The 24,532-nt window shown below is 61.2% G+C and carries 20 protein-coding genes; 7 read left to right on the forward strand and 13 right to left on the reverse strand.

The genetic code is table 11. The features are described 5' to 3' along the window. Nucleotides 1–27: 27 nt before the first annotated feature. Complete coding sequence (gene plsB / locus LUB09_RS05660) at nucleotides 28–2,541, reverse strand: glycerol-3-phosphate 1-O-acyltransferase PlsB (RefSeq protein WP_231421976.1); 2,514 nt, start codon at nucleotides 2,539–2,541, stop codon at nucleotides 28–30. 183 nt (nucleotides 2,542–2,724) lie between these two features. Here plsB and LUB09_RS05665 point away from each other — a divergent pair, with 183 nt between their 5' ends. Next, on the forward strand, nucleotides 2,725–2,934 hold the full coding sequence (locus tag LUB09_RS05665; protein ID WP_057007767.1) for a cold-shock protein: 210 nt from the start codon (nucleotides 2,725–2,727) through the stop codon (nucleotides 2,932–2,934). A gap of 109 nt (nucleotides 2,935–3,043) precedes the next feature. Here the strand turns inward: LUB09_RS05665 and LUB09_RS05670 are convergent, their stop codons facing one another. The 4 genes from LUB09_RS05670 to LUB09_RS05685 all read right to left on the reverse strand — a co-directional run bounded on the left by LUB09_RS05670 (nucleotide 3,044) and on the right by LUB09_RS05685 (nucleotide 8,287). Further along, nucleotides 3,044–3,421 (reverse strand): hypothetical protein, encoded by a 378-nt coding sequence (locus LUB09_RS05670; protein ID WP_209989490.1) that lies wholly within the window; start codon nucleotides 3,419–3,421, stop codon nucleotides 3,044–3,046. 56 nt (nucleotides 3,422–3,477) lie between these two features. Then, on the reverse strand, nucleotides 3,478–4,287 hold the full coding sequence (locus LUB09_RS05675) for a putative RNA methyltransferase (protein ID WP_231421978.1): 810 nt from the start codon (nucleotides 4,285–4,287) through the stop codon (nucleotides 3,478–3,480). After that, nucleotides 4,287–5,438, reverse strand: coding sequence for a succinyl-diaminopimelate desuccinylase (gene dapE / locus LUB09_RS05680; protein WP_231421980.1), 1,152 nt, complete (start codon nucleotides 5,436–5,438; stop codon nucleotides 4,287–4,289). The genes LUB09_RS05675 and dapE overlap by 1 nt, the downstream gene beginning before the upstream one ends. A gap of 257 nt (nucleotides 5,439–5,695) precedes the next feature. Further along, nucleotides 5,696–8,287, reverse strand: a complete 2,592-nt coding sequence (locus LUB09_RS05685) for a glycosyltransferase (protein ID WP_209989497.1) — start codon at nucleotides 8,285–8,287, stop codon at nucleotides 5,696–5,698. Between the two features lie 217 nt (nucleotides 8,288–8,504). On the opposite strand from LUB09_RS05685, the gene tcdA reads away from it, so the two are divergent. Beyond that, nucleotides 8,505–9,308 carry a tRNA cyclic N6-threonylcarbamoyladenosine(37) synthase TcdA gene (gene tcdA / locus LUB09_RS05690; RefSeq protein WP_209989500.1) on the forward strand — a complete coding sequence of 268 codons (804 nt, stop codon included), beginning with the start codon at nucleotides 8,505–8,507 and terminating at the stop codon, nucleotides 9,306–9,308. A 787-nt stretch (nucleotides 9,309–10,095) separates the two neighbouring features. Here tcdA and LUB09_RS05695 read toward each other — a convergent pair. The 4 genes from LUB09_RS05695 to LUB09_RS05710 form a co-directional block, all read right to left on the reverse strand. Further along, complete coding sequence (locus tag LUB09_RS05695) at nucleotides 10,096–10,512, reverse strand: SufE family protein (protein WP_209989503.1); 417 nt, start codon at nucleotides 10,510–10,512, stop codon at nucleotides 10,096–10,098. Next, nucleotides 10,509–11,714: an aminotransferase class V-fold PLP-dependent enzyme gene (locus tag LUB09_RS05700; protein ID WP_231421981.1), complete on the reverse strand. Its 1,206-nt coding sequence runs from the start codon at nucleotides 11,712–11,714 to the stop codon at nucleotides 10,509–10,511. Before LUB09_RS05700 ends, LUB09_RS05695 begins: the two co-directional genes overlap by 4 nt. 69 nt (nucleotides 11,715–11,783) lie before the next feature. Then, nucleotides 11,784–12,818, reverse strand: a complete 1,035-nt coding sequence (dapD, locus tag LUB09_RS05705) for a 2,3,4,5-tetrahydropyridine-2,6-dicarboxylate N-succinyltransferase (protein ID WP_209989508.1) — start codon at nucleotides 12,816–12,818, stop codon at nucleotides 11,784–11,786. Between the two features lie 31 nt (nucleotides 12,819–12,849). Continuing rightward, the gene (locus LUB09_RS05710) at nucleotides 12,850–13,212 is read right to left on the reverse strand and encodes an ArsC family reductase (protein WP_209989511.1); all 363 of its coding nucleotides are present in this window, start codon (nucleotides 13,210–13,212) and stop codon (nucleotides 12,850–12,852) included. Between the two features lie 185 nt (nucleotides 13,213–13,397). Here LUB09_RS05710 and LUB09_RS05715 point away from each other — a divergent pair, with 185 nt between their 5' ends. Continuing rightward, entirely contained in the window at nucleotides 13,398–15,047 is a 1,650-nt protein-coding gene (locus tag LUB09_RS05715) for a Na+/H+ antiporter (protein WP_209989514.1), read from the forward strand. Nucleotides 15,048–15,056: 9 nt separating this feature from the next. On the opposite strand, the gene LUB09_RS05720 is transcribed toward LUB09_RS05715, so the two are convergent. The 4 genes from LUB09_RS05720 to map form a co-directional block, all read right to left on the reverse strand. Beyond that, a complete protein-coding gene (locus tag LUB09_RS05720; RefSeq protein ID WP_231421983.1) occupies nucleotides 15,057–15,800 on the reverse strand; it encodes a M12 family metallopeptidase in 744 nt (247 codons plus the stop codon). Between the two features lie 108 nt (nucleotides 15,801–15,908). Continuing rightward, entirely contained in the window at nucleotides 15,909–17,108 is a 1,200-nt protein-coding gene (dapC, locus tag LUB09_RS05725) for a succinyldiaminopimelate transaminase (RefSeq protein WP_231421985.1), read from the reverse strand. Nucleotides 17,109–17,269: 161 nt separating this feature from the next. Further along, nucleotides 17,270–19,972, reverse strand: coding sequence for a [protein-PII] uridylyltransferase (locus LUB09_RS05730; RefSeq protein WP_231421986.1), 2,703 nt, complete (start codon nucleotides 19,970–19,972; stop codon nucleotides 17,270–17,272). Nucleotides 19,973–20,032: 60 nt separating this feature from the next. After that, a complete protein-coding gene (gene map, locus LUB09_RS05735) occupies nucleotides 20,033–20,815 on the reverse strand; it encodes a type I methionyl aminopeptidase (protein WP_209989528.1) in 783 nt (260 codons plus the stop codon). 387 nt (nucleotides 20,816–21,202) lie between these two features. Here map and rpsB point away from each other — a divergent pair, with 387 nt between their 5' ends. The 4 genes from rpsB (at nucleotide 21,203) to frr (ending at nucleotide 24,517) form a co-directional block, all read left to right on the forward strand. After that, complete coding sequence (gene rpsB, locus LUB09_RS05740) at nucleotides 21,203–21,940, forward strand: 30S ribosomal protein S2 (RefSeq protein WP_003219330.1); 738 nt, start codon at nucleotides 21,203–21,205, stop codon at nucleotides 21,938–21,940. A gap of 204 nt (nucleotides 21,941–22,144) precedes the next feature. Beyond that, a complete protein-coding gene (tsf, locus tag LUB09_RS05745) occupies nucleotides 22,145–23,008 on the forward strand; it encodes a translation elongation factor Ts (protein WP_003231235.1) in 864 nt (287 codons plus the stop codon). Nucleotides 23,009–23,219: 211 nt separating this feature from the next. Next, the gene (gene pyrH, locus LUB09_RS05750) at nucleotides 23,220–23,963 is read left to right on the forward strand and encodes a UMP kinase (protein ID WP_003189161.1); all 744 of its coding nucleotides are present in this window, start codon (nucleotides 23,220–23,222) and stop codon (nucleotides 23,961–23,963) included. Beyond that, on the forward strand, nucleotides 23,960–24,517 hold the full coding sequence (frr, locus tag LUB09_RS05755; protein ID WP_003231233.1) for a ribosome recycling factor: 558 nt from the start codon (nucleotides 23,960–23,962) through the stop codon (nucleotides 24,515–24,517). Before pyrH ends, frr begins: the two co-directional genes overlap by 4 nt. Nucleotides 24,518–24,532: the final 15 nt, after the last annotated feature.

Below are 24,532 nucleotides of genomic sequence, written 5' to 3' on the forward strand. Positions count from 1 at the left end.
AAAGGCTTCCTTATGTTCAGAGGTTGATCATTCAATCGGGTGGCTTTGTGCAGGTTCGACCGGCGCTTCGGCCGCGCCATCGACACGGTGCAGCGCCACCTGACGGATCGACAGGCGAATGTCGGCGGGCAATACGCGTTTGGCGGCGCCTTCGGCCAGCTCGCCGAGCAAATCGTGATAGCTCAATTTGCCGGCTTCGTCGCGGCGCAGCACATCTTGCTCCAGCAGCGTCTGGATGAAATGTCGGAAAAGGCTCTTGTCGAAGAATTCCGGGGCATTGAGGCCATGCAGGATCGACAGGCGCTGGGCCATGATCGTGCACAGGTCTTCCAGCTCTTCGGCGCTGATGCTGCTCTGGCCGCTGTTGAGCAGCAGCGAGATTGCCATATAGAAGCGTTGCAGGGTCTGGGCGATGCTCTTGGACAGCAATGTCAGCAGCACGAAATGCCGTGAACTCGGCGCCGGACGCAGGTACACCTCGTTCTCGAAGCGCAGCAGGCCCTGCTCGACAAACGCTTGCAGCCATTGGTCGACCACCGCGTCGAGGTCTTCCAGGGACCAGCGGATAAACAGCTCCGATTGCAGGTACGGGTACAGCGCGTGGGTGTAGCGCAGCATCTGCTCGCGGCTCATGCGCGAGCTGCTCTGGAAGAAGCTCGCCAGCAGCGCCGGCAGGGCGAAGATGTGCAGCACGTTGTTGCGGTAGTAGGTCATCAGGACGGCGTTCTGCTCGTCCAGGTAAAGAATCTTGCCCAGGGCATCGCTTTGTTCCGACAGCAGGTCCATGTCCTTGACGTGCTTGATCAGCGCCAGGCCGTCACCTTCGGGCAAGGTGGTGTGCGGCGAGTAGGGCACGCGGCGCAACAGCGCCAGGTACAGGTCGAGCTGGCGGGCCATGGCCTGTTCGTCCAGGGCCAGGCGTGTGGTCGAGAGCAAGGCCAGGGCCACCAGGTTAACCGGGTTGACCGCCGCTGCTTCGTTGAGGTGGCGCGCTACCTGTTCGCCCAGGCGGTGCGTGGTTTCATGCAGCCACGCCGGCTTGTAGTTCGGGCCCAGTTCCTGGGAGCGCCAGTCCGGCTGCTCGCTGTCGAGGAACTCGGCCAGCTTGATCGGCTCGCCGAAGTTGACCGCGACCTGGCCAAAGCGCTGCTTGAGCGCGCCGACCACTTTGAAAATATCGAAGATCGACTCTTTCTTCTTGCTCGCACCGCGCAGTTCGCCGAGGTAAGTGCGGCCCTCAAGCACGCGTTCATAGCCGATGTACACCGGCACGAACACGATTGGCATGCGCGAAGAGCGCAGGAAGCTGCGCAGGGTGATCGCCAGCATGCCGGTCTTGGGCTGCAGCATGCGCCCGGTGCGCGAACGCCCGCCTTCAACGAAATACTCCACGGGGAAACCCTTGGTGAACAGGGTGTGCAGGTATTCGTTGAACACCGAGGTGTACAGCGGGTTGCCCTTAAAGGTGCGGCGCATGAAAAACGCACCGCCACGGCGCAGCAGGCTGCCGATCACCGGCATGTTCAGGTTGATCCCGGCGGCGATGTGCGGTGGGGTCAGGCCGTTCTTGAACAGCAGGTACGACAGCAGCAGGTAGTCGATATGGCTGCGGTGGCAAGGCACGTAGATCACCTCGTAGCCCTGGGCGACCTGTTGCACACCTTCGATATTGTTGACCTTGATGCCGTCGTAGATCTTGTTCCAGAACCAGCTCAGCACCACTTCGAGGAAGCGGATCGCGGTGTAGGTGAAGTCCGAGGCGATCTCGTTGCCGTAGCGCAGGGCCAGGGCCTTGGCTTTTTCCGGAGCGATCTTTTCCCGTTCGGCCTCATCCAGGATGGCCTGGCGCACCAGGGGCATGTTCACCAAGCCTTTCACCAGGTTGCGACGGTGGGACAGGTCGGGACCGATGACCGCCGTCTTCAGGTTACGAAAGTGCACGCGCAGGATGCGCTGGGCCATGCGCACGGTGCGTTCGTGGCCTTTATTGTGCTCGATCAATTCGCGCAGGTTGATTGGCGCGGAGAATTGCACCCGGGTCTTGCGGCCCAGGATCAGGATGCTCAACAGGCGGCGCAGGCGCCCGGTGACGGCCCAGCTGTCGGCAAACAGCAGCTTCCACGGGCTGGACTCGCTCTCGGGGGACTGGCCCCAGAACACGCTGACCGGAATGATTTGTGCATTCTCTTCGGCGTGTTCGCTGAGGGTGTTGACCAGCCGCGTCAGGGTAGGCGGCGCCCCGCGCTTGTCCTGGCGGCCCAGCCAGTCCGGCTCCGGCGTGAGGTAGAAGAACGCAGCAGCTTCCATCAGCGGGCCTACCGCCACCGGCAGCACTGGGCGCGGCAGGCCGGCCTTGGTGCACTCGGCATCGACCACGGCCAGTTCGGTGAGGGAAGGCGATTGCAGGACATAGAACACCGGCCGGCTGCGGTCGAGGTTGAGGGTCAGGGACGACTGGTTGATCGTCTCCGAGCGAACCCAGAGGTACAACAGTCGGCGCAAGGTGCCGAACACCAGACGGCGGAACGGGGAGCGGGTCATAGGCGAGCTGCTTGAAGTGGAAAAAAACCGAGCAGGCGCTCGGGTGGGTAGTGTGCCGTATTCGCCGAAAATCGGCAAAAAAGCAGCGATGTAAACTTGAGTTGATGGTTTTTGAGCCTGTCTTATACTCGGCAGTTCAATGCGAACAACTCAACAATAAAAATGCATGTGGGAGCAAGACGGATGACGACGCGCGAAACCGGCAATGTGAAGTGGTTCAACGATGCAAAGGGTTATGGCTTTATACAGCGTGAAGATGGCAAGGATGTGTTCGTGCACTACCGCGCCATTCGCGGTGAAGGCCACCGCTCGTTGGCCGAGGGCCAGCAGGTGGAGTACGCCCTGGTGAGCGGCGAGAAGGGCTTGCAGGCCGAGGATGTGGTCGGCCTGTAAGTCCACTACTGAACCCATGTGGGAGGGGGCTTGCTCCCGATTGCAGTGAGTCAGCTACACATAAGCTGGCTGACCCACCGCTATCGGGAGCAAGCCCCCTCCCACACGGTCAGGCGGTTTTCCAGGTGATCTGCTCTTCACCGTCGGCGCTGATGCGAATCCAGGTGTCGGCGCTTTCCTCACCTTCCTCCTCGACCCACGTGCCCGGCGCGCAGCGCACTTCGACGTTCAGCGCGGCAAAGGCGGCGCGGGCGCAGGCGATGTCGTCGTCCCAGGGAGTCTGGTCGCTTTCCAGGTACAGGCTGTTCCATTTGCCGACGGCTTTGGGCAGCCAGGTGACGGGCACGTTGCCGGCCGTGCACTTGTAGGTCTGGCCTTTCTGGACCCAGTCCGAGCAGGCGCCCAGGGCAGCGCCCAGCCAGGCGGCGATGGCCTTGTGGTCGACGTCGGCGTCCTTCAGGTAAATCTCGATATCGGGTTGGCGCATGGATATTCCTCGTTGCGGGATTTTAAAAATCCATTCGCGGGTGCTGAAAAAGTCGGTTATTGAAGCACGAAATAATCGTAGCGCATCGACACGGTGACCAGCAGCGGCTCGGCCGCTTCGATCACCCGGGCACGGCGCTCGGCGCTGGCGCGCCAGCCGTGGGGCGTCATCGCCAGCAGGTTGGCGCGGTCCCCGGGCTCGGCCAGGCTCAGGCTGAACTCGAGAATTTCGCTGTGTGCCAGGCTCATGCCGTCCGGCACCAGGGCCAGGTGCTTGTCATCGGTGTACTCGCGCACTTCGTCGTACAGGCGTTCGCGCAGCTCCATCAGGTGGCCGTTGGTAGGGCCGACCTTCATCAGGCCGCCGCCGGGGCTGAGCAGGCGCTTGGCCTCTTCCCAGTCCAGCGGGCTGAACACGCTGGCGAGGAACTGGCAACTGTCTGACGCCAATGGCACACGGGCCATGCTGGCGATCAACCAGGTGACGGCGGGGTTGCGCTTGCACGCGCGTTTGACCGCTTCCCGGGAGATATCCAGTGCATAACCGTCGGCATTCGGCAGGGCTTCGGCGATCTGCGCAGTGTAGTAACCCTCGCCGCAGCCGATGTCGACCCAGCGCTGCGGTGCGCGTTCGGCGGCCAGTTCAGCCAGGCGCCTGGCCACCGGCGCATAGTGGCCGGCGTTGAGAAAGTCGCGACGCGCCTCGACCATCGCCAGGTTGTCGCCCGGGTCGCGGCTGTTCTTGTGCTGCACCGGCAGCAGGTTCAGGTAACCCTGACGCGCGCGGTCGAAACGGTGCCCGGCCGGGCACGCCACGCCGTTGTCCACCGGGTTGAGCGGGGCGCTGCAGAGGGGGCAGGCGAGCATCAGGCGAGCAACTTGATCAGGGTCTGGTAGTAGATCTCGGTGAGCACATCAAGGTCGCTGGCCAGGATGCGTTCGTTGACCTGATGGATCGTCGCATTCACCGGGCCCAACTCGACCACCTGGGTGCCGAGGGTCGCGATGAAGCGTCCGTCCGACGTACCGCCGCTGGTCGATGCCTGGGTTTCGCGACCGGTAATCGCCTTGATGCTGGCCGATACCGCATCGAGCAGCGCGCCCGGTTCGGTCAGAAACGGCAGGCCGGACAGCGCCCAGTCCACGTGCCAGTCCAGGCCGTGCTTATCGAGAATCTGCGCAACGCGCTGTTGCAGGCCTTCCACGGTGGATTCAGTGGAGAAGCGGAAGTTGAACACCGCCGTCAGGTCGCCGGGGATCACGTTGGTGGCGCCGGTGCCGGAATTGAGGTTGGAGATCTGGAAGCTGGTCGGCGGGAAGAACGTGTTGCCATCGTCCCAGTGCTCGGCAGCCAGTTCCGCCAGGGCCGGCGCGGCCAGGTGAATCGGGTTCTTCGCCAGGTGCGGATAAGCCACATGGCCCTGCACGCCGCGTACGGTGAGGGTTGCGCCGAGGGAGCCGCGACGGCCGTTCTTGACCACGTCGCCCACCAGGGTGGTGCTCGACGGTTCGCCGACGATGCACCAGTCCAGGCGTTCGTTGCGCGCGGCCAGGCGTTCGATCACGGCCTTGGTGCCGTGGTGCGCCGGGCCTTCTTCATCGCTGGTGATCAGGAAGGCAACCGAACCACGGTGGTCCGGGTAGTCCTGCACAAACCGCTCTGCCGCCACCAGCATGGCCGCCAGGCTGCCTTTCATGTCTGCCGCGCCACGCCCGCAGAGCATGCCGTGTTCGTCGATCAGCGCGTCGAACGGGTCGTTCTGCCAGGCCTGCAGCGGGCCGGTCGGCACCACGTCGGTGTGGCCGGCAAAGCACAGCACCGGGCCTTCATGCTGGCCGTGGGTGGCCCAGAAGTTGTCCACGTCCTCGATGCGCATCGGCTCCAGGGCAAAACCGGCGTCGCCCAGGCGCTGCATCATCAGCTTCTGGCAATCGGCGTCGATCGGCGTTACCGAGGGGCGACGGATCAGGTCGATGGCAAGTTGAAGGGTCGGCGAAAGGTCGGCATGGGCCGTCATGGGAAAACTCCGGGAAGCGTGTAATGGGCGCAGGACGAATGTGGAATACAGAACTTGAAACGGCGCAGATCCAATGTGGGAGGGGGCTTGCTCCCGATTGCAGTGAGTCAGCCAAAATGATGTCACTGACTTGCAGCCATCGGGAGCAAGCCCCCTCCCACATAAGGCAATCGGTGCTTGCCTGATCCAACAAAACGGCCGTTATCTTATAGCAAAACGGCGACCAGAGGCCGCCGTTTAGTGCATTGCGCAAGTTTTTACGCCGCAGGCACAGGCTCGGGCGCCGCTGCCGGTTTGGGCAGTGACGACAGGAACGCCATGATCAGCGCGGCCACATACGGCAGCGACTGCACCAGCAGCATCACCACCCAGAAACGCATGTCATTGCTTGGCAGGCCCTGCACCAGGTAGATCCCCAGCGCTGCGCCCCACAACAGCAGCATGATGAACATCTCTTCGCGCGCTTCGGAAATTGCCACCCAAAAGCCGTGGTTATCGGCGTTTTTCGGCGTACGGAAGAACGGAATGCTGGTGGTGAAAAAGCCATACAGCACCGCCTTGGCGATGGTGTGCGACAACGCCAGCCCGGCCAGGGCCGCGCAGAACGCGTCCTTGAGGTTCACGCCGACGGCGCGGCGGTACAGGAAGATGATCTTGCCCACCTTGAACACGAACAGCGCCAAAGGCGGAATCGCGAAAATCAGCAACGGCGGGTCGACCCGCGTCGGCACGATGATCATCGCCGCCGACCACAACAGCGCGCCGACGGTGAAGAAGATGTTCATGCCGTCCGCCACCCACGGCAGCCAGCCCGCGAGGAAGTGGTAGCGCTGACCACGGGTCAGCTCGGTGCCCTTGCCGCGCAAGAGGCTCGCGGTGTGGCGCTTGATGATCTGGATCGCGCCATAGGCCCAGCGAAAACGCTGCTTCTTGAAGTCGATGAAGGTGTCGGGCATCAGGCCCTTGCCGTAGCTGTCGTGGTAATACGCCGCCGAGAGGCCTTTCTCGAATACCCGCAGGCCCAGTTCGGCGTCTTCGCAGATGCACCAGTCGGCCCAGCCGAGCTCTTCGAGCACCGAGCGACGGGTCATGGTCATGGTGCCGTGCTGGATGATCGCGTCACGGTCGTTGCGGGTGACCATGCCAATGTGGAAGAAGCCCTTGTATTCGGCGTAGCAGAGCTTCTTGAAGGTGCTTTCGTTCTGGTCGCGGTAATCCTGTGGCGATTGCACCACGGCGATTTTCGGGTCGGCGAAGTGCGGCACCATGTGCTTGAGCCAGTTGGGCGACACGCAGTAGTCCGAGTCGATCACCGCGATTACTTCGGCGTCCACGGCGGTGTGCGGGATCAGGTAGTTCAGCGCGCCGCCCTTGAAGCCGGCCAGGGGCGAGACGTGGAAAAACTTGAAGCGCGGGCCGAGGGTTTCACAGTAATCGCGCACCGGTTCCCACACCGCGGGGTCCTTGGTGTTGTTATCGATGATCAGGACTTCGTAGTCCGGGTAATCGAGGGCGGCCAGGGCGTCGAGGGTCTGTTTGACCATCTCCGGCGGCTCGTTGTAGCACGGCACATGGATCGATACTTTCGGGCGGTAATCCGAATCACCTTCCACCGGCAGGAATTCACGTCGACGCTTGTGCGTCCACACCGCTTCGGCCAATTCGTGGGCCTCGGTCAGTAACACGATGAACACGCCCATGGCACCCAGTGCCAGCAGGAATCCGACGGTCAGGCTGAACCAGGTGCTGTACTGCTGGCTGTAGTCGTAGCCGATCCACACCAGCACCGACCCGCACAAGAACGCAATAAAGGTCAGGAAGGTACGACCGCGCTGACGCAGCGCCGAGCCATCGATCATCAGCAGGGTCAGCGAGAGCAGGGCCAGCACCACCGAGCCGATCGCCAGCACCCGCCATTGCGGGATCGCGACCACCGGCCCTTCAAAGTTGAATTTCTGCTGGCGCGCCGCGTTGAACACGCCCCAGTAGGCGCCTGCCGAGCCTTCGTCGCTGACCTTCCAGGGCTGGTCGAACGCCTCGATCACGAAATAGTTAAAACCCTGGCGATTAAGCTTGTTGACCAGTGTGCGCAGGTAGATCGCCTGGTCGGCCGGGGACGATTCATTGCCGCCACGCATGCGCCCGTTGCTCGGCCAGCCGACTTCGGACAGCAGCAGCGGTTTTTTCGGGAACAGTTTCTTCAGGTCGCGGGCGCGGTCGAGTACGTACTGGCCGGCCTTGTCCATCGGAATGAACTCCCAGAACGGCAGGATGTGCGCGGCGATCAGGTCGACGTGCCTGGCCAGTTGCGGGTTCTTTTCCCAGATGTGCCACTGCTCGGAGGTGGTCACCGGCACTTTCACGGCGGCGCGCACCCGGTCCAGCAGCACGATCAGCGCTTCGGGGGTGATTTCTTCACGGAACAGCGCTTCGTTGCCCACTACCACGCGCACCACGCTGCGCGAGCTGTTGGCGATTTCGATGGCGCGCTGGATTTCACGCTCGTTGCGTTCCAGGTCCGGGCTGATCCAGATGCCCAGGGTCACGCGCAGGCCGAACTCTTCGGCCAGCTTGGGGATATCGCCCAGGGTGCCGTCGACCGAGTAGGTACGGATGTTGTCCGTCAGCTTGCTCATGATTTCGAGATCGCGACGCATCTGGTCGTCGCTCGGGTACTGGTTTTTCTGCGGGTACTGGCCTTGCTGGAACGGCGAGTAGGAGAACCCCGAGATCTGTTCAGGCCAGTTGGGAGTGGTGACCGGGCGGTTGATCAGCGCCCAGAAACCGGTGAACAGCGCGGCAATTGCCAGCACCACCACCAGGTTGAGTCCAAATTTACGCGATGACATGGCGATTTCGGGTTCCAAAGGGTGTGGAACGAAAAGAGGCGTCGGCTAACGCCGAACGGCGCGCATCCTACACCGGCCTTTCCCTGAGCGTACAGCAAGCCGAGAAAAACCTGACTTTGGGCAGCGAAACGCCCACTAAGTTCTTCACCGGTCAGTTGTCGCTTAAAACTTGCCGCTGCGTAGCCCATACTGCGCGCCGGTTTTTGGGGTAATGGTCATGAGCACAGAAGATCCACGGTTTGCAGGCGTCGCTCGCTTGTATGGCATTGAAGGCCTGGAACGCTTGAAAGCGGCCCATGTGGCGATCGTCGGCGTCGGCGGCGTTGGCTCCTGGGCGGCGGAAGCCATGGCCCGTTGCGGGGTGGGCGAGATTTCGCTGTTTGACCTGGACGATGTCTGCGTCAGCAACAGCAACCGCCAGTTGCACGCGCTGGACAGCACCGTGGGCAAACCCAAGGTCGAGGTCATGGCCGAGCGCCTGCGCAGCATCAACCCGGCGTGCACGGTGCATGCAGTGGCCGATTTCGTGACCCGCGACACCATGGCTGAATACATCACGCCGAATATCGACTGCGTGATCGACTGCATCGACGCGGTCAACGCCAAGGCCGCGCTGATTGCCTGGTGCAAGCGCCGCAAGATCCAGATCATCACCACCGGCGGCGCGGGTGGGCAAATTGATCCGACGCTGATTCAGGTGTGCGACCTGAACCGCACGTTCAACGACCCGCTGGCCTCGAAAGTGCGCTCGACCCTGCGTCGTGACTACGGGTTCTCGCGCACGGTGACGCGTCATTACAGCGTGCCTTGTGTGTTTTCCAGTGAGCAACTGCGCTATCCGAAGCCGGATGGCAGCATCTGTTTGCAGAAGAGTTTTGTCGGCGATGGGGTGAAGCTGGACTGCGCGGGTGGGTTTGGTGCGGTGATGATGGTGACTGCGACGTTTGGGATGGTGGCGGCGACCAAGGCGGTGGATAAGATTGTGGCGGGGGGGCGCAGGCCGTCGGAGCGTAGGTCTTAAGCAGGTGTAAGGGTGTACATATCCGTTGCTGCGGTAACGGCTGATATGGGTTCCGCCCTTACGGCGGGTCACTTTTTGAAGAGCGCAAAAAGTAACCAAAAACGCTTTGCCCCACCACTCGGCACCTCGCTCAGGCTCGGTGTGCCCGCACGCAGGCTTGAATCCGTGGGCCGCCGCAATGGGCCATCCCTGGCCCAGTGCGGCTAACCCGGCGTCCTGCCGGGTTACCCACGGATTCAAGCCTGCGTGCGGCCAGCGTGGTTAACGGGGCGCTTGAGATCACGATCAAAAGCAAAAGCCAAAGCAAAGCAGATCAAAAGCAGTGTGATATCCAACAGACAAATGGAGATCAACTGTGGGAGGGGGCTTGCTCCCGATAGCAGTGGGTCAGCTACCCATAAGCTGACTGACACTCAGCCATCGGGAGCAAGCCCCCTCCCACATTTTGTACAGCGCTCGGCAGCCAATTCCGGTCGGCTCTAAGGCCGCCGCGCTCTTGATCTTGATCTGAGGCGCCCCGTCAAACACGCTGGCCGAACGCAGGCTTTGGAGCGTGGGTAACCCGGCAGGACGCCGGGTTAGCCGCGCTGGGCCAAGGATGGCCCATCGCGGCGGCCCACGCTCCAAAGCCTGCGTGAGGGCATGCCGAGCCTAGGCGAGGCACCGAGTGTTGGGGCGAGGACCTTTTGGTTACTTTTGGGTCCTTCCAAAAGTGACCCGCCGTAAGGGCGGAACCCATATCAGCCGTTACCGCAGCAACGGATATGTCCCCCCGGTTATGTCCCCCTCAACTCTGCATACAACTCAACGCCCGCATACGCTGCAAAACCGCGTTCAACCCATTACTACGCGAAGGCGACAACTGCCGAGACAACCCCAGTTGATTGAACCAATCAGGCAAATCCACCACCTGCAGCTCAGCCGCAGAAAGCCCATTAACCCGCGCCAGCAACAGCGCCACCAACCCACGAATCATCCGCGCCTCGCTGCTGGCGGTAAACTGCCAGTGCCCGTCCTGCAAGCGACCCACCAACCACACCAGGCTTTCGCAGCCCTGCACCAGGTTGGCCTCGACCTTGTCTTGCTCCGCCAGTATCGGCAGCCGTTCGCCCCATTGCATCAGCATCCGCGCGCGCTGCTCCCAGTTGCCCACGGCCTGGAACGCCTGCAGCGCGGCCACCGCATCCACCGGCAATTGGCTCATCGCAACATATCCAGGGCCTGATCCAGCGCCGCGAAGAATCGCTCCAGGTCATCCGAGTCGTTGTACAGCGCCAGCGACACGCGGATCGCCCCGGACAATTGCATGGCCTTGAGCAACGGCATCGCACAATGATGGCCGGCACGGATGGCGATGCCCTGTTCGGTCAGCAGGTGAGCCAGGTCGGCGTTGTGCGCGCCTTCGACCACGAAGCTGGCCAGTGCTGCCTGCGGCGCGCCCAGTACGCGCACGCCGTTGCGCGCTTGCAGGCCGCGCAGCAGGTAGTCATGCAGGGCCGCTTCATGGGCGACGATGGCGTGCGGGTCCAGGGAACTCAGGTAGTCCAGGCTGGCGCCCAGGCCGATCACGCCGGCAATCGGCGGCGTGCCGGCCTCGAAGCCCAGCGGCGCGGGGCGAAAGCTCGCGGCGTGGTACTCGGCCTGCTGCACCATCTCGCCACCGAACTGCCAGTGACGCAGGTGATGCAGGGCTTCGTTGCGGCCGAACAGCACGCCGACGCCGTCCGGGCCGTAGAGCTTGTGGCTGGAAAATACATAGAAATCGCAGCCCAGGGTTTGCACGTCGTGGCGACCATGCACAATGCCCTGGGCGCCGTCGACCACGCTCAGGGCACCTTGCGCGCGGGCCAGTGCCAGCAAGTGTTGCAGGGGTTGCCAGGTGCCGAGCACATTGGACAACTGGCTCACAGCCAGCAGCCGCGTACGCGGGCCAATCAGTTCGGCGGCGGCGTCGAGGTCGATCACACCGGCTGCATCGAGCGGCAATACCACCAGTTTCAGCGCGCGGCGTTTGGCCAGCTGCTGCCACGGTAAAAGGTTGGCGTGATGCTCCAGGGCGCTGATGACCAGCTCATCGCCTGCATTGAACAAGTGCTCAAGGCCATACGCCAAAAGGTTCAGCGCCGAGGTGGCGCCATGGGTGAACACGATTTGCCCGCTGTCGCCTGCGTTGAGCCACTGCGCGACCTTCAGACGGCTGTCTTCGAACGCCTGGGTGGCATGGGCCCCCGGCAGATGCTGGGCACGGTGCACATTGGCGGCGCCATTGGTGTAGTAATGGCTGATCGCATCCAGCAAGGCCTGGGGTTTTTGTGTGGTGGCGGCATTGTCCAGATAGGTCTGGTCCTGCCGTTGCAGGGTGGCAATGGCCGGGAAATCGGCGCGCCAGGGGGAGGGCACAAGCATGGTGGTCAAGACTCGTATAAGCGAACCGCACCCCGAGGGCGCGGCCCGCCAGTGGCATCGAGTGGCTGCTTAGTTGTGAGCGTGCAGCGCTTCGTTCAGTTCGATGGCCGATTTGTGGGTTTTGCACTCCACGGCACCGGTCTCGGAATTACGGCGGAACAGCAGGTCAGGCTGGCCGGCCAGTTCGCGCGCCTTGACCACCTTGACCAGTTGGTTCTGCTCGTCCAGCAGTGCCACCTTGGTGCCGGCGGTCACGTACAGACCCGATTCCACGGTGTTGCGGTCGCCCAGTGGAATACCGATACCGGCGTTGGCGCCGACCAGGCAGCCTTCACCGACCTTGATCACGATATTGCCGCCGCCCGAGAGCGTGCCCATGGTGGAGCAACCGCCGCCCAGGTCCGAGCCCTTGCCGACGAACACGCCAGCCGAGACACGCCCTTCGATCATGCCCGGGCCTTCGGTGCCGGCATTGAAGTTGACGAAACCTTCGTGCATCACCGTGGTGCCTTCGCCCACATACGCGCCCAGACGGATACGTGCGGCGTCGGCGATACGCACGCCGGCCGGGACCACGTAATCGGTCATTTTCGGGAACTTGTCCACCGAGAACACTTCCAGCAGATCGCCACGCAGGCGCGCTTCCAGCTGGCGCTCCGCCAGTTCATTGATGTCGATCGCGCCCTGGCTGGTCCACGCCACGTTCGGCAACTGCGGGAACACACCCGCCAGGCTCAGGCCGTGGGGCTTGACCAGGCGGTGGGACAGCAGGTGCAGCTTGAGGTACGCCTCGGGCGTGGACGTGAGCGCGGCGTCTTCGGCGAGCAGTGTGGCGACCAGCGGCGTGTGGCTCTCGGCCAGGCGGCTCAGCAGCGCGGCCTGTGCAGTGTCGACGCTTTTAAGCGCGTCGGCCAGTTGCAGAGCCTGGGACACGGTGAAGGTGATGGCCTGGTTGCCTTCGGTGTAACCGAGGATTGGCGCGATGGCCGCGACGATTTCGGCCGACGGGTTGAGCAGGGGTTGTGCGTAAAACACTTCCAGCCAGGCACCCTGGCGGTTCTGAGTGCCTACGCCGAAGCCCAGGCTGAACAGGGAATGGGACATGCTGTTACCTCTACAAAAATGGAAGGCTGGCCTACTTGAGGGCCGCCGAATAACTTTCTGGCTTGAAGCCAATCAGGGTTCTGTCTCCGAGATCGAGCACCGGGCGCTTGATCATCGAGGGTTGTGCGAGCATCAATTCAATGGCTTTCGACTGATCGAGATCGGCTTTGCGTTCGTCTTCGAGTTTGCGAAAGGTGGTGCCCGCACGGTTCAACACCACTTGCCAACCGTGCTCATTGCACCATTGGGTCAAATGTTCGCGGTCGATACCGGCCGTTTTGTAATCGTGGAACTGATAGGTGACGCCGTGCTCGTCGAGCCAGGTGCGCGCCTTTTTCATGGTGTCGCAAGCTTTGATGCCGAAAAGGTGCAACGTTTTGCTTGAATCGGTCAAGGAATTGCCCCCTTTTGGACTAATGAAACCGAATGATCGCGGATTATGCCATGCCCAGCGGATTTGGGTGCTGTAGGACTTTTGTGCACAAGCCAGCGCAGCATAGGCAGCTAATATGGCACTTCAACTGCCAATTGTTGCCTGATGTGTGTCATTGCAAGTCGATTGTCCGGGAACCCCGCTTTATGCAAACCGCTTACACCGTGCTTATCCTGCTGATGCTGGTCAGCGTTTCGCGTCTCGTCGGACGTGTCATCCCCCTGCCGTTGCCCCTGGTGCAGATTGCCGCCGGCGCATTGCTGGCCTGGCCGACGCTGGGGCTGCATGTGGCGCTGGACCCGGAGCTGTTCCTGTTTCTGTTTTTGCCGCCGCTGTTATTCTCCGATGGCTGGCGCATGCCCAAGCGCGAGTTGTGGCGCTTGCGCGGACCGATCCTGACGCTGGCCGTGGGGCTGGTGCTGTTCACCGTGGTGGGCGCGGGCTATTTCATTCATTGGCTGTTGCCTGCGATCCCGCTTCCGGCGGCCTTCGCGTTGGCGGCGGTGTTATCACCAACGGACGCGGTAGCCGTGTCGGCCATTTCCCAGAATCGCCTGCCCAAGCCGCTTATGCACATGCTGCAGGGCGAGGCGCTGATGAATGATGCGTCGGGCCTGGTGACCTTCAAGTTCGCCCTGGCGGCGGCGTTGACCGGGGTGTTTTCCCTCGCAGACGCCAGTCTGACGTTTGTGTTGGTGGCGGTGGGCGGCCTGGCAGTGGGTGTGGCGTTGAGCTGGCTGGTCGGCCGTCTGCGCGCCTGGATGATCGCGCGCGGCTGGGACGATCCGGCCACCCATGTGGTGTTCATGTTGCTGCTGCCATTTGCCGCGTACGTATTGGCCGAGCGCCTGGGCGCGTCAGGCATCCTCTCGGCGGTGGCGGCGGGCATGATGCAAAGTTGGCTTGACCTGCTGCCGCGCCAGACCAGTACGCGCCTGCTCAATCGCAGCGTCTGGTCGTTGCTGGAATTCGCCTTCAACGGTCTGATATTTCTACTGTTGGGTCTGCAACTGCCGGACATCATCAAGGCTGTTGTCAGCCATGAGCCGACCGTGTGGCCAACCCTGTTGTACCGCTGTCTGGACGTGATTGCGATCTTCCTGGTGCTGGTGGTGTTGCGCTTTATCTGGGTGCAAAGCATCTGGCGCCTGTCAGTCCTGCTCCGACGTATACGTGGGAAAGGTGAGCTGACCCAGGTGCCGACCGCGCGCTCGTGCTGGCTGTTGACCTTTGGCGGCGTGCGCGGCGCCGTGACCCTGGCCGGTGTCATGTCGGTGCCCTTGCTGCTGGCGCCGGGTCAGGATTTTCCCGAGCGCGACCTGCTGATCTTCATCGCGGCCGGGGTGATTCTGTTGTCGCTGGTCGCAGCCTGCATTGCCTTGCCCCTGCTGTTGCGGGGTATCGAAAAGAGCCCGGATGAAAAACGCCACAACGAAGTGCGCGAGGCCTGGAAGAAAACTGCTGTGGCGGCGATCCATGCCCTTGAAGCCGAGGAATCCGCCGAAGCGGACCCTGCGGATGCCGCCAAGGCAGCCCTGGCGACCGAGTTGCGGGCGCGGTTGATGTCGGAGTATCGCCATCAATTGGAAGTGTTCAACGACTCCGCCGAAGCCCAGGCTTTGGCGCTGCAAATGGACCAGCTTGAACGCAAGCTGCGCCTCAAGGCCCTGCGTGCGCAGCGCCTTGAATTGTACCGTCTGAGCCGTCTTCACCAGATTGGTGATGACGTGTTGAGGGAGGTGTTGGCGGAACTGGATATGAGTGAAGCGAATCTGGGGACAGTCAGGCCTGGATAGCTGCAACGTCTACCGGTAGGCAGTTGAATTGGCGTCGCTGCCTTTAAAGCGGCTGGGCGTATAAAGCGTGCGAATGATTGCCTGGTCTCCCTTGGATAATGAGTAGTTTGGCGGCACTGCTTTTCCATCGATAGTTTCGCCGACATTAATGTGGTAGTGCATGATTGATCGGTCGTCGTAGGGGGACAGGAGTAGATCGGGTCCGGTATGAGTACTAAACATGTTGATCTCAACCGTATCTGCATCCCAGCCTTCGCTGTCACTCATGGACTTATAGACGTAGTCCTTGTCCCAGTTGATCGTGTTAGCCGGGTGTTGGTGTTCGTGCTCCATTCCCAGGGCATGCCCGATTTCATGCAAGGCCGTCGTGCGAAAGACTGCCGAGTCGTCATTCCTGTCCAGGTGCATCGTCGGCTCGTCCAACGGCGTGTTTTCTGCGTCGGTACCGATCTCCGACCAATTACCCTGCAAACCCTCGTCATCGCTGATTCGAATGTCGCCTTCCTTGCCGTCGACAACGTTGAACTGCAGTGCGGGGGTGTGATGAGCCCATTCCCTGAGTGCGTCGATTACCAGTGCCTTACTTCTGTTGTCTCTCAGGTCCAATGCGATATTAACAATGCCGTCAGGCCATCTCTTACCCGTGTCCGCAACGCCTCTTTTGGTTCGAGATACATGTTCGGAGGCTGAAGCTTCTCTATGCATGTCAGATGGGTGAGGAGTAAAGGTCGATACTTGAATAGGGAAACTCATGCTTTCTACGCTCGGAATAAGGTACCGAGTAGTGGAAGGCAGGGTTCAATTGGTTCCCAGGGAAAATTGACCCCGCACTGCATTGCACAGCGCGGGATTTGAAAGGGATTACCGGGCGCGCTGAATGAAATCGCGAATCCGCTCCGCTGCTTCCACGCACTCTGCCAGCGGTGCCACCAGCGCCAGGCGTACGCGACCGGCGCCAGGGTTTACGCCGTCCGCTTCCCGCGACAGGTATGAGCCCGGCACCACGGTCACATGCTCTTGCACAAACAGGTCGCGGCAGAACGCGGCGTCGTCCCCCTGCACATTCGGCCACAGGTAAAAGCCTCCGTCCGGGTGTTGTACGTCCAGCACCGGCTTGAGGATGGCCAGCACCGCGTCGAATTTCTCGCGATACAGATCACGGTTGGCCTGCACGTGGGCCTCATCCTGCCAGGCCGCAATGCTGGCGAGTTGGGTCTGCACCGGCATCGCGCAGCCGTGGTAGGTGCGGTACAGCAGGAAGGCCTTGAGGATGTCGGCATCGCCCGCCACGAACCCGGAACGCAGACCCGGCAGGTTGGAGCGTTTGGACAGGCTGTGGAACACCACGCAGCGCTTGAAATCCTGGCGACCCAGCTCGACGCAGGCGCTGAGCAGGCCCGGTGGCGGGGTGTGCTCGTCGAAGTAGAGTTCGCTGTAGCACTCGTCGGCGGCGATGACGAAGTCGTACTCGTCGGCCAGGGCGATGAGTTTTTTCAGGGTGTCGACCGGGATGAGTGCGCCGGTCGGGTTGCCTGGGGAGCACAGGAAGAGGATCTGGCAGCGCTTCCAAATGTCCGGTGGCACCGCGTCGAAATCCGGGTTGAAGCCGTTTTGATCCAGGCACGGCAGGTAATGCGGCTTGGCTCCAGCGAGGAACGCGGCGCCTTCGTAGATCTGGTAGAACGGGTTCGGGCTCACCACCAGCGCGTCGTCGCTGCGATTGACCACGGTCTGGGTAAAGGCGAACAGCGCCTCACGGGTGCCGTTGACCGGCAGAATATTGCGCGCCGGGTCCAGCCAGCCCTTGGGCACATTGAAGCGACGTTCGCACCAGGCACCAATGGCTTCGCGCAGTGCCGGGATGCCCAGGGTGGTCGGGTACACCGCCATCTGGTCGAGGTTGTTGCTCAGCGCCTCGGCCACGAAGGAGGGAGAGGTGTGCTTGGGTTCGCCGATGGACAGGGCAATCGGGCGCTTGTCCGGGTTTGGCGTGACGCTGCCGAGCAGCGCGCGCAGTTTCTCGAACGGGTAGGGCTGCAGCTGGTTCAGGGCGTTGTTCATTGCAAGTCTCGTCAAATTCGGTTGTCGGCACGCGGTCTGGTTGCCGGGGAACATCCACTGTGGGAGGGGGCTTGCTCCCGATTGCGGTGTGTCAGTAGCTGATTTTTATCTGATCCACTGCTATCGGGAGCAAGCCCCCTCCCACATGATCCCGGCATGGCTCAAATAGTCAGGCGGGTCAGCTCAACGCCGGGCTCCTGGGTCACGCTCAATTGCTGCACGATCGCCGCCTGCAGGCGCAGGCACAGTTCCGGGTCGGACAGCGGCTGGTTGTCGGCGTCGGTAATAAAGAACACGTCTTCCACGCGCTCGCCGAGCGTTGCGATCTTGGCATTTTGCAGTGACAGATCGAACTCCAGGAAAATCCCGCCGATACGCGCCAGCAGGCCGGGGCGGTCGGGCGCGCTGAGTTCCAGTACGGTGACCGGGCGCTGCGCATCGTTGGAGATGGTGACCTGGGGCGCAAAGGCAAAATGCTTGAGCTGGCGCGGCACCCGGCGCTGGATAATGGTCGGGTAATCGTCCGGGTTGTGCAGGGCGTCGGTCAGGCCATCGCGGATCTTCTTCACCCGCGCCGGGTTGTCGCCGATGGACTCGCCCTCGGTGTCGAGCACGATGTAGGTGTCGAGGGTGAACTGGCTGCTGGAAGTGATCACCCGGGCGTCATGGATGTTCAGGTTGAGCTGGTCCATGGCCGCCACGGTTACCGCGAAGAAGTCGTGCTGGTCGGGCGCATAGATGAAGATCTGCGTGCCGCCCTCGAATTCGCGCTGGGTGGTTTCCTTGATCAGCACCAGCGGGCCACCATCGGCCGGCTGCTGCAGGATCGCGTCGGTGTGCCAGGCCACATCGCCGGCGGTGTGGCGCAGGAAGTAATCGTCGCCCAGTTGCGACCACAGTTGCTCGACGTCGTCCGGGTCGTTGCCGCCGCGCACCAGAATGTCCAGGGCCGCGCTCTGGGTGCGACGGATCTGCTCTTCGCGGTCCACCGGGTTTTCCAGGCCGCGGCGCAGGGCGCGCTTGGTCTCGGTGTACAGCTGGCGCAACAGGCTGGCGCGCCAGGAATTCCACAGCGTCGGATTGGTGGCGTTGATGTCGGAAACAGTCAGCACGTACAGGTAGTCGAGGTGGGTTTCATCGCCGACGATCTGCGCGAAGTCGTGGATCACCTGCGGGTCGGACAAGTCCTTGCGCTGGGCGGTGGTCGACATCACCAGGTGGTTCTGCACCAGCCACACGATCAGGCGGCTGTCCCACAGCGGCAGCTGGTGGCGCTGGCAGAATGCTTCGGCGTCGACCGCGCCGATTTCCGAGTGATCGCCATGCCGCCCCTTGCCGATATCGTGGTACAGGCCGGCGAGGTAGATCAGTTCCGGCTTGGGCAGCTTGGCCATGAGCTTGCTGGCCAGCGGAAACTTCTCCGACACCTGGGTGTACTGCAACTTGCGCAGATGCTTGATCAGGTTGAGGGTGTGGGCGTCGACGGTGTAGATGTGGAACAGGTCGTGCTGCATCTGCCCGACGATAAAACCGAACTCCGGCAGGTAGCGCCCGAGGATGCCGTAGCGGTTCATCCGCCGCAGGTTGCGATGGATGCCGATCCTGCACTTGAACAGTTCGATAAACAGGCTGGTGTTGCGAATGTCGTTGCGAAACTCGTCATCGATCAGGTGACGGTTTTCCCGCAGCAGGCGAATCGTGTCGGCGCGCACGCCTTTGATCTCCGGCTGCTGGGCCATCAGCACGAAGATTTCGAGCATGGCGAACGGGGTGCGGCTGAACACGTTGTCGTTGCGCGCCTCGATGTAGCCGTCGTGCAACTGGAAGCGCGAGTTGATGGGCTGCGGCGGCGCCTCATCCTCGGGCGCGAGGATCACTTCTTCGAAGTGCTGGATGATCAGGTCGCTGAGTTGGGCAATGCTCATCACCACCCGGTAATACTGCTGCATGAAGCTTTCGATGCTGGTCTTTGCGTCTTCGCCCTCGAAGCCGAGCAGGGTGGCGATGGAGCGCTGGTGGTCGAACAGCAGGCGGTCTTCCGAGCGCCCGGCGAGCATGTGCAGCGCGTAGCGCACCTTCCACAAAAACTCCTGGGACGACGCCAGCAGGGCGTTTTCGCTTTCGACCAGGAAGCCTTCGCCGGCCAGGGCGCGCAGGTTCAGGGTGCCGTACTGGCGCCGCGCTACCCACAAAATCGTCTGGATATCCCGCAGCCCGCCCGGCGAGCCTTTGACGTTGGGCTCGAGGTTGTATTCGGTGTCGTTGTACTTGTGGTGCCGGGCTTTCTGCTCGGTGCGCTTGGCCAGGAAAAACTCCTTGCTCGGCCACATGTGCGCGGTGCTGGTGACTTCCAGCATGCGCTGGCGCAGACGCTCGGGGCCGGCGATGGTGCGGCTTTCCATCAGGTTGGTGATGACGGTCAGGTCGGCCCGGGCCTCTTCGGCGCATTCGGCCACCGAGCGCACGCTCTGACCGACTTCCAGGCCGATATCCCACAGCAGGGTGAGAAAGCGCTCTATGGAATCGCGAAAGATCTCATGGTCGTCGCTGTCCAGCAGGATCAGCAGGTCGATGTCGGAGTAGGGGTGCAGTTCGCCGCGCCCGTAACCGCCGACTGCCACCAGGGCGATATCCGCCTCGCGGCTCCAGCTGAACTGCTCCCAGGCCTTTTGCAGGATGTTGTCGACGAACCAGGCGCGATCCTCGATCAGTCGACGAATGTCCCGGCCGCTGCGAAAGCGCGCATCGAGCACTTCGCGGGCCTGGCGGATGGCCTTCTTGAACGCGGCGATGGGGCTCGCCTTCAGGGCCAGTTCGGCCTGGAACTGGCCACGGTCGAAGAGTTCGGGATCCACCTGGGGCATCGATCGGCTTTCCTTTCTATCTATTGAGTCGCACGCAACGTGGGAAAACCAGCGCAAGCCTTATGGCGAGACGCGTGCAATCGTGTCGTCGGCGCGCAGGGTGAAGATCTCGTAGCCGGTCTCGGTGACGAGCAAGGTGTGTTCCCACTGGGCCGAAAGCTTGCGGTCCTTGGTGATGGCCGTCCAGCCGTCGCCCAGCACCTTGGTGTCGGCCTTGCCCTGGTTGATCATCGGTTCGATGGTGAAAGTCATGCCCGCTTTGAGCTCCATGCCGGTGCCGGCACGGCCGTAGTGCAGGATCTGCGGCTCTTCATGGAACACGGTACCGATGCCGTGGCCGCAGAATTCACGGACCACCGAGAAGCCGTTCTTTTCGGCGTGCTTCTGGATCACTTCACCGATGTCGCCCAGGCGGCAGCCGGGTTTGACGATCTCGATGGCCTTGTACATGCATTCCTGGGTCACCTGGGACAGGCGTTCGGCCCAGACCGGCACGTTGCCGACATGGAACATGCGGCTGGTGTCGCCGAAGTAGCGGTCCTTGATCACCGTGACGTCGATGTTCAGGGTGTCGCCGTCTTTCAGCGGTTTGTCGCCCGGGATGCCATGGCACACCACGTGGTTGACCGAGGTGCAGATCGACTTGGGGAAACCCTTGTAGTTGAGCGGTGCGGGGATGGCGCCCTGTACATTGACGATGTAATCGTGGCAGATCTGGTTCAGGGTTTCGGTGGTGACGCCGGGCTTGACGTGTTCGGCGATCATTTCCAGCACATCCGCAGCCAGCTTGCCGGCGATGCGCATGCCGGCGATGTCTTCGGCGGTTTTCAAACTAACGGTCATACAGGCTCTCTTTAGCGCAACGCGCTGAAATCAATACGGTTCAAGGGCGTGCGATAAAAGGTTACAGAGTTCGCACAAGCCGCAAAAAACGCGATTCTACCAGACGCGGGCGGCAAATCATGAGCCCCTGATGATCGCTTCTGTCTATAAGGTGGGGGTAAATTGGCGCTATTCAAAGGGTTACAGTCGGGTTGCGCAGGCCGGATGTGATTTCGAGTTCCGTTTTCGTCTTCGCCGTGGTATAAAATGCGCCGCTTTCCGGGGATACCCCGCAGAGCTTAAATCCACACACGTGTCGACACGATGACCTGGGTGCCGGAGGCCTTGATGCCGCTGGTTGGTCATTGGGATACGTGGAGGCCAAACCCGACTTATTAAGGAACTATCATGTCCCAAGTCAACATGCGCGATATGCTGAAGGCCGGTGTGCACTTCGGTCACCAGACCCGTTACTGGAACCCGAAAATGGGCAAGTACATTTTCGGCGCGCGTAACAAGATTCACATTATCAACCTTGAAAAAACCCTGCCGATGTTCAACGAAGCACTGACCTTCGTAGAGCGCCTGGCCCAGGGCAAAAACAAGATTCTGTTCGTCGGCACCAAGCGTTCCGCCGGCAAGATCGTTGCTGAAGAAGCAGCACGTTGCGGTTCGCCGTACGTCGATCACCGCTGGTTGGGCGGCATGCTGACCAACTTCAAAACCATCCGTGCTTCCATCAAGCGTCTGCGTGACCTTGAAGTGCAAGCCGAAGACGGTACTTTCGCCAAGCTGACCAAGAAAGAGGCGCTGATGCGCACTCGCGATCTGGAAAAGCTCGATCGTTCCCTGGGTGGTATCAAGGACATGGGCGGCCTGCCTGACGCACTGTTCGTGATCGACGTTGATCACGAGCGCATCGCGATCACCGAAGCCAACAAGCTGGGCATCCCGGTTATCGGCGTTGTCGATACCAACAGCAGCCCGGAAGGCGTTGACTACATCATCCCGGGCAACGATGACGCAATCCGCGCTATCCAGCTGTACATGGGTTCGATGGCCGACGCTGTTATCCGTGGTCGCAACCACGTTGCTGGTGGCACCGAGCAGTTCGTTGAAGAAGCTCCGGTAGCCGCAGCTGAGTAATTGACGCCCTGGCGTTGACTCAGTAAGCAAAAAGGGGGCTTGGCCCCCTTTTTGCCCCCTCGGAAACCGTTTGTCGGCGCCCACTTGTGGCAGCGCAACAGTGCAACTGTAACGTGCAGCGGCCTGCGACGGTGATTCGGGAAGAATTGATCCCCCGTTCGATCGGGTGGAATGGTTGAAAACCTATCCAAGAGGAATTTGAAAATGGCAGCAATTACTGCAGCGTTGGTTAAAGAACTGCGTGAGCGTACTGGCGAAGGCATGATGGATTGCAAGAAAGCCCTGGAAAAGGCTGACGGCGACATCGAAAAAGCCATTGATGACATGCGTGCTTCCGGCGCCATCAAGGCTGCCAAGAAAGCAGGCAACGTGGCCGCTGAAGGCGCGATCGCTCTGAAGGAAGACGGCAAATCTGCCGTGCTGCTGGAAGTGAACTCGCAGACCGACTTCCTGGCCCTGCAGGATGACTTCAAGGCGTTTGTTGCCGCCAGCGTTGAAAAAGCGTTCGCCGACAAACTGACTGACGTCGCTCCGCTGATCGAAGCTCAGGAAGCGGATCGCCTGGTACTGGTCGGCAAGGTTGGCGAAAACGTCAACATCCGTCGCCTGGTTCGCGTTGAAGGTGATGTTGTCGGTGGTTACCTGCACGGTAACAAGATCGGTGTTGCCGTTGTGCTCAAAGGCGGCAACGTTGAGCTGGCCAAGGACATCGCTATGCACGTAGCTGCCAGCAACCCTGAGTTCCTGCTGCCTTCGGAAGTTTCTGCCGAAGCCATCGAGCGTGAAAAAGCTGTGTTCCTGCAGCTGAACGAAGAAAAAATCAAAGGCAAGCCAGAAAACATTGTTGAGAACATGGTCAAAGGCCGTATCAGCAAGTTCCTGGCCGAAGCAAGCCTGGTTGAGCAGGCGTTCGTCAAGAACCCTGAAATCAAGGTTGGCGAGCTGGCCAAGAAAGCCGGTGCCGAAATCGTTTCCTTCACTTACTTCAAGGTAGGCGAAGGCATCGAGAAGCCGGTCGACAACTTCGCTGAAGAAGTTGCTGCCCAGCTGGCTGCCGCCAAGCAATAAGACAGGTTTCAACTGTCGCCCGAAAGAGGCTGCCCGCTCACGCGCGCAGCCTCTTTTCAAATGGGCAGGCCGATTTAATTTGGCTTCCCTTCGGAACTGGCTTACAAAGCCGTGTTCCGATGGCGCTGTGACAGCGTCCAGCTAGAGTGAACGCAAGCCGTAAACGGCTCGCCAAGAATTTTTAAAAAATACGCCGCAGGAGAGATTCGCAATGGCTCAGCAGGGCAGTGGTTATCAGGCTCGCTATAAACGCATTCTACTCAAGCTCAGCGGCGAGGCCCTGATGGGCTCGGAAGAGTTCGGGATCGATCCCAAAGTGCTCGACCGCATGGCGCTGGAAGTCGGCCAGTTGGTTGGCATTGGTGTGCAGGTCGGCCTCGTGATCGGCGGCGGCAACCTGTTTCGCGGTGCCGCGCTGAGTGCGGCCGGCATGGACCGTGTGACCGGTGACCACATGGGCATGCTGGCCACTGTGATGAACGCCCTGGCCATGCGTGACGCGCTGGAGCGAGCCAATATCTCGGCCATCGTGATGTCGGCTATTTCCATGGTGGGCGTGACCGATCACTATGATCGCCGCAAAGCCATGCGCCATCTCAATTCCAAAGAGGTGGTGATCTTTGCCGCCGGCACCGGTAACCCGTTCTTCACCACCGATTCGGCGGCGTGCCTGCGTGCCATCGAAATCGATGCCGACGTGGTGCTCAAAGCCACCAAGGTGGACGGTGTGTACACCGCAGACCCATTCAAAGACCCGCATGCCGAGAAGTTCGATCATCTGACCTACGATGAAGTGCTGGATCGCAAGCTGGGCGTGATGGACCTGACGGCTATTTGCCTGTGCCGCGACCACAAAATGCCGCTGCGCGTATTTAACATGAACAAGCCCGGCGCCCTGCTGAACATCGTACACGGCGGCGCGGAAGGGACTCTGATCGAGGAAGGCCAACAATGATCAACGAAATCAAGAAAGACGCTCAAGAGCGTATGCAGAAATCCCTGGACTCCCTGAACCATGCATTTGGTCAGATTCGTACAGGCAAGGCTCACCCAAGCATTCTGGGCAGCGTGATGGTGCCGTACTACGGCGCAGACACCTCCATCACTCAGGTGGCCAACATCACCGTAAAGGACTCGCGCACCCTGCAGGTCGTGGCGTTTGAGCGCAACATGCTCGGCGCCGTCGACAAGGCCATCCAGAGCGCCGGCCTGAACCTCAACCCGACCAACCTGGGCGAGTTGCTGCTGATCTCCATGCCGGCGCTGACCGAAGAGACCCGCAAGGGCTTCACCAAGCAGGCGCGTAGCGCGGCAGAAGATGCGCGCGTTGCCGTGCGTAACATCCGTCGCGATGCCTTGGGTGACCTGAAGAAGCTGGTCAAGGACAAGGAAATCAGCGAAGACGAAGAACGTCGTGCCGTCGCCGATATCGACAAGCTGACCAAGGATGCCGAGGCGCAGATCACCAAGGCTACCGACGAGAAAGAAAAGGACCTGATGGCCGTATAAGGGGTCAGGACGCCT

The organism is Pseudomonas sp. Leaf59 (assembly GCF_920984685.1).
GTDB lineage: Bacteria > Pseudomonadota > Gammaproteobacteria > Pseudomonadales > Pseudomonadaceae > Aquipseudomonas.